9 protein-coding genes and 2 other annotated features (1 of these 11 only partly in view) are annotated in these 11,952 nt (G+C 44.8%); all 9 genes read left to right on the top strand.

The features are described from left to right. The first annotated feature begins 58 nt into the window (after nucleotides 1-58). The 9 genes from polA (at nucleotide 59) to thrS (ending at nucleotide 11,716) form a co-directional block, all read left to right on the top strand. Complete coding sequence (gene polA / locus VP98_RS04335) at nucleotides 59-2,683, top strand: DNA polymerase I (RefSeq protein ID WP_046174038.1); 2,625 nt, start codon at nucleotides 59-61, stop codon at nucleotides 2,681-2,683. A gap of 12 nt (nucleotides 2,684-2,695) precedes the next feature. Further along, nucleotides 2,696-3,532 carry a DNA-formamidopyrimidine glycosylase gene (gene mutM / locus VP98_RS04330; protein ID WP_046174037.1) on the top strand — a complete coding sequence of 279 codons (837 nt, stop codon included), beginning with the start codon at nucleotides 2,696-2,698 and terminating at the stop codon, nucleotides 3,530-3,532. Further along, complete coding sequence (gene coaE, locus VP98_RS04325; protein WP_046174036.1) at nucleotides 3,529-4,125, top strand: dephospho-CoA kinase; 597 nt, start codon at nucleotides 3,529-3,531, stop codon at nucleotides 4,123-4,125. The genes mutM and coaE overlap by 4 nt, the downstream gene beginning before the upstream one ends. Before the next feature lie 149 nt (nucleotides 4,126-4,274). Further along, on the top strand, nucleotides 4,275-5,303 hold the full coding sequence (locus tag VP98_RS04320; protein ID WP_046174156.1) for a glyceraldehyde-3-phosphate dehydrogenase: 1,029 nt from the start codon (nucleotides 4,275-4,277) through the stop codon (nucleotides 5,301-5,303). A gap of 739 nt (nucleotides 5,304-6,042) precedes the next feature. Then, nucleotides 6,043-6,426: an adenosylmethionine decarboxylase gene (speD, locus tag VP98_RS04310; protein ID WP_046174034.1), complete on the top strand. Its 384-nt coding sequence runs from the start codon at nucleotides 6,043-6,045 to the stop codon at nucleotides 6,424-6,426. Nucleotides 6,427-6,601: 175 nt separating this feature from the next. Beyond that, nucleotides 6,602-7,060, top strand: coding sequence for a transcriptional regulator NrdR (nrdR, locus tag VP98_RS04305; protein ID WP_046174033.1), 459 nt, complete (start codon nucleotides 6,602-6,604; stop codon nucleotides 7,058-7,060). A gap of 64 nt (nucleotides 7,061-7,124) precedes the next feature. Next, nucleotides 7,125-8,528 (top strand): replication initiation and membrane attachment family protein, encoded by a 1,404-nt coding sequence (locus VP98_RS04300; protein ID WP_046174032.1) that lies wholly within the window; start codon nucleotides 7,125-7,127, stop codon nucleotides 8,526-8,528. Beyond that, complete coding sequence (gene dnaI, locus VP98_RS04295; protein ID WP_046174031.1) at nucleotides 8,515-9,450, top strand: primosomal protein DnaI; 936 nt, start codon at nucleotides 8,515-8,517, stop codon at nucleotides 9,448-9,450. Before VP98_RS04300 ends, dnaI begins: the two co-directional genes overlap by 14 nt. 56 nt (nucleotides 9,451-9,506) lie before the next feature. Further along, nucleotides 9,507-9,731 (top strand) — a binding site (T-box leader). 53 nt (nucleotides 9,732-9,784) lie between these two features. Further along, nucleotides 9,785-11,716 (top strand): threonine--tRNA ligase, encoded by a 1,932-nt coding sequence (gene thrS, locus VP98_RS04290; protein ID WP_407919198.1) that lies wholly within the window; start codon nucleotides 9,785-9,787, stop codon nucleotides 11,714-11,716. A gap of 124 nt (nucleotides 11,717-11,840) precedes the next feature. Then, nucleotides 11,841-11,952: a sequence feature (ribosomal protein L20 leader region), on the top strand (it continues 27 nt past the right edge of the window).

The raw sequence follows: 11,952 nt of genomic DNA, 5'->3' as shown, positions 1-11,952 counted from the left end.
ATAAAAAAGAAAACAACGGCTTTTTTATGCATTCAATCAGGAGTGCAAAGGAGGATTTATGGATAAAAAACTGGTGTTAATTGACGGAAACAGCATTGCCTACCGCGCTTTTTTTGCGCTGCCGCTTTTAAGCAACTCAAAAGGCATCCATACAAATGCAGTATACGGCTTTGCGATGATGCTGAATAAAATGCTGCAGGACGAACAGCCGACTCATATTCTTGTTGCATTTGATGCGGGAAAAACGACTTTTCGCCATGAAACATTTCAAGAATATAAAGGGACGCGGCAAAAAACGCCGCCTGAGCTGTCAGAGCAGTTTTCATATGTGCGCGAACTGTTAAAAGCGTATGGAATTCCTTATTTTGAACTGGAGAATTATGAAGCGGATGACATTATCGGTACATTGTCGCTTCAAGCAGAAAATGAGGAGTTTGCTGTTAAAGTATATTCAGGTGATAAAGATTTAACACAGCTTGCAACGGGTCAAACAACTGTATGTATCACCCGAAAAGGAATCACAGATATAGAAGAATATACACCGGATCATATTTTGGATAAATACGGACTAACGCCGCTTCAAATTATTGATATGAAAGGCCTGATGGGAGATGCGTCCGACAATATTCCAGGCGTGCCGGGCATCGGCGAGAAAACAGCGATTAAGCTGTTGAAGCAGTATGATTCTGTTGAACACCTTCTCGAATCAGTTGAGCAGGTAAGCGGCGCGAAGCTGAAAGAAAAGTTGATTGAGCATAAAAATAAAGCGCTTATGAGCAAGCAGCTGGCGACCATACTGCGGACTGTGCCGCTTGAGCTTACAATGGACCGACTGGTTTACAATGGGCCAAACGAAGATGAATTATATGATTTGTATCGAGATTTGGAATTTAAAACGTTAATGGAAGGTCTTCAGCGAACGTCGGATCCTGATGAAATAGCGGATATTTTGTTTTCTATTGTTGAAAAGCCGGAGCAGGCTCATTTTGAACAGGCCGATGCGGTGTATGTGGAAATGCTGGATGTAAACTATCATAAAGCACCAATCACCGGAATTGCTGTTTCTGGAGAGGGAAAAACGATTTTTATGCGCGGAGAAACGGCAGCTGCTTCGGAAGAATTTAAAAAATGGGCGGAAAATTCCTCGATACGAAAAACCGTTTTTGATGCCAAGAGGACAATCATTGCTCTGCGGCGTCATGGAATTGAGCTGGCGGGAGTGGATTTTGATGTCTTTCTTGCTTCTTATTTAATTAATCCATCCGAATCACCGGAAGATTTTGCAGCTGTGGCTAAACTGCATGGAGAAACGGGAATTGCCCCTGACGAAACGGTTTACGGAAAAGGAGCAAAAAAAGCACTCCCGCAGGAAGAAGTGTATGCAAAACATATTAGTGCCAAAGCGGAAGCATTAAGCCGCCTGGATGATACATGCCGGCGCGAGCTGACAGAAAACAGCCAGAATGAATTGTTCGATGAACTGGAATTGCCGCTGGCGCTTATATTAGCAGATATGGAGTCCGAGGGAGTCCGGATTGATACAGCCCGCTTACATGAAATGGGCAGCGAATTAAAAAAGCGGCTTGCTGAAATGGAGCAAACCATCCACGGGCTGGCTGGAACAGAATTTAACATTAATTCGCCTAAACAATTAGGAGTTATTTTGTTTGAAAAACTGGGGCTGCCGCCGCTCAAAAAAACAAAAACAGGATATTCAACTTCAGCGGATGTACTTGAAAAGCTGGCTTCCTCTCATGAAATTGTAAGGTATATTTTAGATTACCGGCAGATTGGCAAACTGCAGTCTACGTACATTGAAGGACTGCTGAAAGTCGCAGACCCGGATACCCGCAAAGTTCACACGCGATTTAATCAGGCGCTTACGCAGACGGGGCGGCTCAGCTCGACGGATCCCAATCTGCAAAATATTCCAATCCGGCTTGAAGAGGGACGGAAAATCCGGCAGGCATTCGTTCCTGAGAAATCCGATTCGGTTATGTTTGCGGCAGATTACTCACAAATTGAACTGCGTGTGCTGGCCCATATAAGCCGGGATGAAAAGCTGATTGAAGCCTTTAAGCAGGGGCTCGATATTCACACGGCGACTGCTATGGAAGTATTCCACGTTGATGAGGACGGAGTGACCTCTAACATGCGGCGCCAGGCTAAAGCCGTTAACTTCGGAATTGTTTATGGAATTAGTGATTACGGCTTGTCACAAAGCCTGGGAATTACTCGGAAAGAAGCGGCGGAGTTTATTGACCGTTACTTAAACACATATCCAGGTGTTAAAGAGTACATGGATACGATCGTTCGTGATGCAAAAGAAAAAGGGTATGTGACAACACTGTTAAACCGCCGGCGCTATATTCCTGAAATTACAAGCCGCAATTTCAATTTGCGTTCTTTTGGCGAACGTACAGCAATGAACACGCCAATTCAGGGAAGTGCAGCGGATATTATTAAAAAAGCGATGATCGATGTGGCGGACCGACTTGAACGAGAACAGCTGGCCTCTAAGCTATTGCTTCAAGTGCATGATGAACTGATTTTTGATGTGCCAAAAGAAGAAATTGATCAAATGGAACGCATTGTCCCGGACGTTATGGAGCATGCTTTTGAGCTGGATGTACCGCTTAAAGTGGAGTATTCGTTTGGTCCGACATGGTACGATGCCAAGTAAGGAGAGAAACATATGCCGGAACTACCGGAAGTAGAGACCGTCCGCCGCACCTTATCAGAACTTGCGGCGGGCAAAACCATTGCCGGCGTTGACGTACGCTGGCCCAGGATGGTCAAGCAGCCAGAACCTGAAGCATTTCAGGATGCACTAATTGGTGAAACGATCCAGTCAATCGACCGGAGAGGGAAATTTTTGATTTTTCAGCTGGACCATTATGCACTTATTTCACATTTGCGAATGGAAGGAAAGTTTACAGTTAACCAGTCGTCTGAATCGGAAGAGCCGCATACCCATGTGGTTTTCACTTTTACAGACGGCAGTGAGCTTCGTTACCGGGATGTGCGCAAATTTGGGACCATGCATTTAACGCCTAAAGGAACAGAACACGGGCTTCCTTCCTTGAAAGCGCTTGGCCCTGAACCGTTTGACGAACAATTTACAGCAGATTACTTATATAATAAGCTGCAAAAAACATCAAGGCAGGTAAAAACAGCTCTTCTTGATCAAATTATCGTTACCGGTCTTGGCAATATATACGTTGATGAAGTGTTATTCCGGTCACATGTGCATCCACACCGTGTCAGCAGCACGATTACGCCGGATGAAGCCGAACAAATTCGTTTGCATACTGTTAATGTACTGGCCGAAGCTGTTGAGCGGGGCGGAAGTACGATTCGCACATATCTTAACAGCCAGGGGCAAAAAGGAACCTTCCAGGAAGTGTTAAATGTATATGGGCGCGCGGGAGAAGCATGTGTTGAATGCGGAGCCGAAATCGTCAAAACGAAAACAGGAGGGCGCGGCACACATATTTGCCTGCACTGCCAGCCGCTGGAGGATCCGTTATGATTATTGGACTGACCGGCGGGATTGCAAGCGGGAAAAGTACAGTCAGCCAATTATTAAAAAACAAAGGATTTACAGTTATTGATGCGGATATTGCCTCACGTGCGGTTGTGATGCCAGGCCAGCCGGTCCTTGAGCAAATTGTACAGCTGTTCGGCAATGAAATGCTGTTCCAGGATGGAACATTAAACCGGAAAAAGCTTGGAGAGGTTATTTTTGGGGATGAGTTCAAACGAAAGCAGTTAAACGAGATTATCCATCCGGCTGTCCGGACATGGATGCTTTCTGAAAAGGATAAGGCGATAGCAGCAGGCTGCAGAACCATTATATTTGACATTCCCCTTTTATTTGAAAGCAAGCTGGCCTGGATGGCAGAACGAACACTGCTCATTTACGTTACACCTGAAATCCAGCTTGAACGGCTGATGAATCGAAATGGGTATACAGAAAAGGAAGCAATGGACCGCATTGAGTCCCAGATGCCTATTAATGAAAAAAAGAAGCTTGCTGACGATATGATAGATAATAGCGGCACGATTGATAAAACGAAAGAACAGCTCGATCACTGGCTGGCCCAATTAAGACTTAGCCCTTAATTGGGTCTTTTTTTGTCCCTTTTTGAACGGATCGTGAATTTTATTAAACTGGGTCATTTTTTGTTTCTTTTTTTTCTTAATGTGTTATACTAAATTATGATGAAAAGGTATAAAGTATAACATTATTGAGTGGGAGGCCTTCAATTATGATGAAGTCGAAAGTAGCTATTAATGGATTTGGCCGTATTGGACGAATGGTGTTCCGCAGAGCAATCTTAGATGACAGCCTGGACATTGCGGCGGTGAATGCCAGTTACCCTGCTGAAACGCTTGCTCATTTGCTCAAATATGATACGAATCATGGAAAGTTTGATGCAGACATTCAAGTTGAAGAAAAAGCCCTTATCATCAATGGAAAACGCGTCCAGCTTTTTTCCAGCCGCGATCCGCTGGAGCTGCCGTGGGATTCACTAGGCATTGATATTGTAATTGAAGCGACCGGCAAATTTAATGCGCGTGAAAAAGCAGCACTTCATTTACAGGCTGGAGCAAAAAAAGTAGTGCTTACTGCTCCTGGTAAAAACGAAGATGTTACCGTCGTCATGGGTGTAAATGAGCAGGATCTTCACATTGAAAAGCATGATATTATTTCAAATGCTTCCTGTACAACGAACTGTCTCGCTCCGGTTGCCAAAGTTCTTGATGAAAACTTTGGAATCCGAAATGGACTGATGACTACAGTTCACGCTTACACAAATGATCAAAAAAATATCGATAATCCTCACAAAGACCTGCGCCGTGCACGTGCCTGCGCCCAGTCAATTATTCCAACCTCAACAGGCGCCGCAAAAGCACTTTCGCTTGTTTTGCCGCAGCTTAAAGGGAAGGTGCATGGCATGGCGATCCGGGTGCCTACATCAAATGTATCGCTTGTTGATCTTGTTGTAGATGTCGAACGGCCGGTAACAGCGGAAGAAGTGAATAATGCATTCAGAGAAGCAGCGGACGGGCAGCTGAAAGGAATTTTAGATTTCACAGAAGAACCTCTTGTCTCGGTAGACTTCAATACGAATCCTTACTCCTCCACGGTTGATGGACTGACAACGATTGTAATAGGCGAAAACAAAGTAAAAGTGCTTGCCTGGTATGATAATGAGTGGGGCTACTCCTGCCGGGTAGTAGATCTTGTGAACTATGTAGCAGAGAAGATGAAAAAAGCTGTTTCGATTTCTGCTTAACTTTTCAATCAGTCTGCTTTCAGGCTGCTGACAAACGCCCGCTTTCAATCAGCCTGGCTTCAGCTTATAGGCAATGTCATTTACTTCATAATTGAACAAAGAATTTTACCTATTGTTTCTCAAAAAAAGCGTCTGAAAACAGAACTTAGCCCGAGTGAGTGAAGCGGCATTCGCGGGGACGCGTATTCCATGGGGCAGGCGCTGAGCTCGTCTCCGCCTGCCGGCTCCACCGATCTCAGCTGCCCGCTGGTCCCATAGGAGTCTACGCCCCGCGCCTGCCGCCTTTTATGGGGAGGAAAAACAACAGGATTTGTTTCTCTTCTTTCCTGAAAAGGAACGGGGGGAGGGCTGCCGGCGGAGACTCCCGCAGGACGAGCGGACAAGCTGAAACAGACGGCGCGAATGATGGCTGGTTCAGCGTTCGCCCCGGCTGTTAGCGCAGCCGCCAGCCCGCTATGTTGTTTTTCAAAAGAATTCTTACAGGGCAGTAAACAGCCGATGGAAAAAGCTTCATTCAACTTATATAGTTTATCGACAGTCTGAAGCTCCGGCATTTGCCGGAGCTTCTGCGTTTAAAAAAATAAAAGAAACTTGTTGCAAAATGTTGCGGCAGGTCGTATACTCATCTTTGTGAAATAAATGCTTAAAGGGTTAGGACCTCTTCGGACTAACTTTCCCCCGTGGCAGTGATCACTTTTACAATTGATTCAAAAACTACTTTGTAAAAGGGGGAACGATCATGGAAACAATGGGTCGTCACGTCATTTCAGAATTATGGGGCTGCAATTTTGACAAATTAAACGATATGGAAGTCATCGAGAGAACATTTGTCGACGCCGCTCTTAAATCAGGTGCGGAAATTCGCGAAGTCGCGTTCCACAAGTTTGCTCCTCAGGGAGTCAGTGGAGTCGTCATTATCTCCGAGTCTCACTTAACGATTCACAGCTTCCCGGAACATGGATATGCCAGCATTGATGTTTATACATGCGGTGACCTGGATCCGAATATTGCTGCGAACTATATTGCAGATGCACTTGAGGCTGAAACGCGCGAAACAATCGAGATGCCGCGTGGTATGGGTCCTGTGCGCTCGCAAGTTAAAGAAACTGCAAAGGTTATGTAAACAAAACGAGGTGTATGAACTTTCATACGCCTCTTTTCTATTTTCAGAATGAATTTTTTTTAGTATGATAAAACATAAGAAAAAACCTGTGCCAGGAAGGTGAAAATGTACGGTGTCAGGATGCTGCATTTTACATCTAATCCATATTTAAAATAAAATCGGAGTTGATTTAATCATGATTTGCCCTGACTGCCGTTTTAACGGGACGAAAGTAGTCGATTCGCGTCCGGCAGATGACGGGCATTCCATCCGGCGGCGCCGCGAGTGCGAAAAGTGCGGGTACCGGTTTACGACGTTTGAACGTGTAGAGCATACGCCGCTTATTGTCGTGAAAAAAGAAGGAATGCGCGAAGAATTCAACCGTGAAAAAATGCTCCGCGGACTAATAAAAGCTTGCGAGAAACGGCCGGTTCCGCTTGGAACTCTTGAGAAAGTGGCAGCGGATATCGAACAGGAGCTGCGGGCAAGAGGTGTATCAGAAGTGCAATCAGATGAGGTGGGAGAAATGGTGATGGATCGTCTTGCGGAAATTGACGAAGTCGCTTACGTCCGCTTTGCATCTGTTTATCGGCAATTTAAAGATATTAACGTGTTTTTAGATGAACTGAAAGATCTTATTAACAAAGAAAAATAAAATCCCGGGAGATTTTGCTCCGGGCTTTTTTCTTCTTATTCAGAGAAGTATCGAGGTGAACATCATGAATCGGCACTGGAACGAAATGCAGCCCGCCGATGCCTACAGCGTATCAGTGTCCGGCTGTATAGACGGTCTTGAACAAAAAGTAATTACGCTTTTGTATCAACCGCTGATTGGTGCACAGGCACTCAGCTTATATATGACAATGTATGCAGAAGTGGAGGACGGCAGGCTGTCATCAGGCGGCGCCCCGCATTATCATTTAATGAATACACTTGGCTGCAGCCCGCAGCAAATATACGAAGACCGGTTAAAGCTTGAAGGAATCGGGCTGCTAAAGACGTACGTAAAAAAAACAGGTGAAAGCAGAGAGTTCCTGTATGAACTTCTGCCGCCGCTTGCCCCGGACCAGTTTTTTACAGATGGCTTATTAAATGTTTTTTTATACCGGAAAATTGGAAAGCCTCACTTTTTAAAGCTGAAGCGCATGTTTTGCGATCGTGAGCCGAAGTCCCCTGATTTTCATGAGGTGACGCATGCTTTCCCGGATGTGTTTTCGACAGGTTATATGGACGCTCAGGAAGCGGAGCTGGACAGCGCCCCAGAGCCGGGAAGCCGCATAGCGTCAAAGGGGGTTAAAACCGGACCGGTTTTGAATGGGTCTTTTGATTTTTCTGCTCTTGAGCGTGCCTTAAAGGATGCTCTTATTCCTGCCTCTTCTCTGACTCCCTTTATAAAAGAAACGGTTAAAAAGCTGTCGTTTTTATATGGGATTCCGCCGCTTGATATGAAAAATCTTGTTTTGTCTTCTTTAAACGAGCAGGATGAAATCGATGTCGATGAACTGCGGAAATCCGCCCGCAATGCCTATCAGTTTGAGTCGGGCGGGCGCCTGCCAGACATGACACCGCGTATAAAAAGCCCGGAGAATGCACCAGCAGAGAAGCCAAAAACGAAAGAAGAAAAGCTGATTCTTCATTGTGAATCAGTTACGCCTTATCAAATGATTGTCGATATTTCAGATAAAGCTCCTTCTTCGGTTGACATGAAACTAATTGAACAGGTTATGCTTCAATATGATTTTACGCCTGGAGTAATGAATGCGCTCATTCAATATGTTATGCTGAAATCGAATATGAAGCTTTCTAAAAGCTTTATGGATAAAATCGCAGCGCAGTGGGCACGGAAAAAAATAAAAACAGCTAAAGAAGGCATTGAGCTTGCGAAAAGTGAACAAAATCAGGCGAGTGAGCGGGCAGCCAATAAAACAAAAGCAAACCAGAGAACTGCTGCAAGGCCTACCCGGGTAGAAAAAATGCCGGATTGGGTTCAAGAAAAAGATAACAAGCCTAAGCGCTCTCAAGAGGAAGAGGAAGAACTTGAAAGAGAAAGACGCGAACTTGAAGAGCGTATTAAAAACAGGCAGCAGAGAAGGGAGGCGATGAAAGCAGATGGAAAGAATTAATGAGAGTTTAAAAAAAGTGGCAAATTCACTTGATTTTCAATCACGCTTTGAAGGAATGCGAAATGAAATTTTAAGTGATCCTTCTATTCGAAATTTCCTTGAGAAAAACAAAAACGACTTATCAGAGGAGATTATTCAAAGGAATCTGGTGAGGCTGTACGAATACAAAACACAAAGCAAAGCATGTGACAAATGCCCGAGCCTTTCTGAGTGCGTTAATATAGTAAAGGGCTTTGAACCGGAACTTTTATGGCGCCGCGGCAGAGTGGAGATTGACTATCACCGCTGTTCACGAAAAATAATGGATGACCAGAAAAAAGAGAACGAAAAGTTAATTAAAAGCCTTTATGTGCCCAAAAATATACTGGATGCAAAGTTCAGCAATTTAGATTTAAAAGACCGCGACAGGGTGAAAGCAATAAAAGCAGCGGAAGCTTTTGTAGATGATTATATGAAAAACCCGCAAACAAAAGGGCTGTTCATTTACGGAGCTTTTGGGGTAGGAAAATCCTATTTGTTAGGGGCAATCGCAAACGAATTAGCTGTAGAAAGCAATACATCCTCGCTTATCATGTATTTTCCCGAGTTTGTGAGGGAAATGAAGCAATCTTTAAGTGATCAATCGTTAGACAGCAAATTAGAAAAGGTGAAAACTGCTCCGATACTTATGATTGACGATATTGGAGCTGAATCGATGTCCAGCTGGGTGCGTGATGATATTCTTGGCACGATTCTCCAGTTCAGGATGCTTGAAAACCTGCCGACTCTGTTTACTTCAAATTTCAACTTAAAAGAATTAGAACATCATCTTACTTACTCGCAGCGCGGGGAGCAGGAAGGACTGAAAGCCAAGCGGATCATGGAACGCATTAAATATCTGTCTCTTCCGGTTGAGATGGCCGGAACAAACCGCCGGTATTAAAAACTGCGCTCCTGGCTCTTGATTTTAAAGGAGAGGGAGACTATAATAACGTCATATGAAAAGCTATGACAGGAACATACTTCATTTGGGACGTCTACAGAGAGGGGAAGCATTCGGCTGCAACTTTCCCGTCGGGAACAAATGGATGTACCACCCTCGAGCTCTGCTTCTGAACACAAACGTAAGTAAGGAGCGGCGGCACCAGACCGTTATCTGACTGCAATTGAGCCGGGAATTTCCCGGAAAGTTGGGTGGAACCGCGATTAAACCTCGCCCCTTCGTTACGGAGGAGCGGGGTTTTTTGTCGTTTTATGAAGAAAAGGAGGAAATAAATATGTCAATCCAATTAACATTTCCGGATGGAGCCGTAAAGGAATTTCCAGCCGGCACAACAATGGAGGATGTAGCACAATCGATCAGCCCGGGGCTTCGCAAAAAAGCACTGGCAGGCAAAGTAAATGGTGAACCGATCGATTTAAAGACGCCAATTGAGCAGGATGGCTCCATTGAAATTATTACACCGGACCATGCAGATGCACTGGAGGTTTTGCGGCACAGCACAGCGCACTTAATGGCTCAGGCAATCAAGCGCATTTACGGTGCGGACAAGGTAAAACTTGGTGTCGGTCCGGTAATTGAAGGCGGTTTTTACTACGATATCGATTTAGACGAGTCCATCACGCCGGAAGATCTGCCGAAGATTGAAAAAGAAATGAAAAAAATCATCAATGAAAACTTTCCGGTTATCCGTAAAGAAGTTTCCCGTGCGGAAGCAGAACAGTTTTTTAAAGAAATTGATGATGAGTATAAACTTGAGCTTCTTGAAGCAATTCCCGAGGATGAAACGGTTACTCTGTATGAGCAGGGTGATTTTACCGATCTCTGCCGCGGCGTCCACGTGCCGTCAACAGGCAAGCTGAAGGAATTTAAGCTGCTAAACATTGCCGGTGCCTACTGGCGCGGCAACTCTGATAATAAAATGCTTCAGCGTATTTATGGTACAGCTTTCTTTAAAAAAGAAGAGCTTGAGCATCATTTGAAAATGCTTGAAGAAGCAAAAGAGCGGGATCACCGGAAAATTGGAAAAGAACTCGATTTATTTACCAACTCTCAAAAAGTCGGCCAGGGACTTCCGTTATGGCTTCCGAAAGGCGCAACCATCCGCCGTATTATCGAACGCTACATAGTCGATAAAGAAGCAAGCCTTGGCTATGAGCATGTGTATACACCGGTGCTCGGAAGCAAAGAGCTGTATCAAACAAGCGGCCACTGGGGGCACTATCAGGAAGGCATGTTCCCGCCAATGGAAATGGATAACGAAACTCTTGTTCTCCGCCCGATGAACTGCCCGCACCATATGATGGTTTATAAAAATGACATTCACAGCTACCGTGAACTGCCAATCCGGATTGCAGAGCTCGGCACGATGCACCGCTACGAAATGTCCGGGGCGCTTGCCGGCCTTCAGCGTGTTCGCGGCATGACATTGAACGACGCGCACATCTTCGTTCGTCCGGACCAGATTAAAGAAGAATTAAAGCGTGTGATGGAACTGATCCTTGCAGTATACAAAGATTTTGGTTTAAATGACTATTCGTTCCGCCTGTCTTACCGTGATCCGGAAAACACAGAAAAGTATTACGATGATGACGAAATGTGGGAAAAAGCACAGTCTATGCTGAAAGAAGCGATGGATGATTTTGGAGTGGAATACACAGAAGCAGAAGATGAAGCGGCGTTTTACGGACCGAAGCTTGATGTGCAGGTGAAAACAGCCCTTGGCAAAGAAGAAACACTATCCACTGTGCAGCTTGACTTCCTGCTGCCGGAACGGTTTGATTTAACGTATGTTGGCGAAGACGGCAAGCAGCACCGTCCGGTTGTTATTCACCGTGGCGTTGTATCGACAATGGAGCGTTTTGTCGCATTCTTGATTGAAGAATATAAAGGTGCATTCCCGACATGGCTTGCACCGGTTCAGGTTCAAATTATTCCGGTTTCCAATGAAGTTCATTATGATTATGCGCGGAAGCTGCAGGATGAGCTGAAAGCAGCCGGCATTCGTGTGCAAATGGACAGCCGTGAAGAAAAGCTAGGCTACAAAATCCGTGAGTCCCAAATGAAAAAAATACCGTATATGCTTGTTGTAGGAGACAAAGAGCTTGAAAGCGGAACAGTCAATGTCCGCAAATACGGTGAACAGCAGTCGGAAACGATGTCGTTCGACAATTTCCGCGATCATGTTCAAAAAGAAGGCAAACGTTAAGAAAAAAACTGTTGTGTTTTTTAGAAAGCAATGGTATTATTTAAAACGTTGGTTCTTTCAGTTTGTTTACTAGACAATTGAGAGAAGATATGATATAGTTACTTAGGTGAATGAAACACACAATAAAAGAAAGCAGAAGCACCCGCTTCTCACCTCGTCTGGCAATAAAGCCGGCAGGTTGACATGGTAAACGGCAAAGCTGGTATATTCAGCTTTTTACTGGCGGGGCATCTACT

Source organism: Domibacillus indicus, assembly GCF_000970685.1.
Taxonomy (GTDB): Bacteria; Bacillota; Bacilli; order Bacillales; family Domibacillaceae; genus Domibacillus; species Domibacillus indicus.
This window is presented reverse-complemented; position numbering and strand designations above follow the sequence as displayed.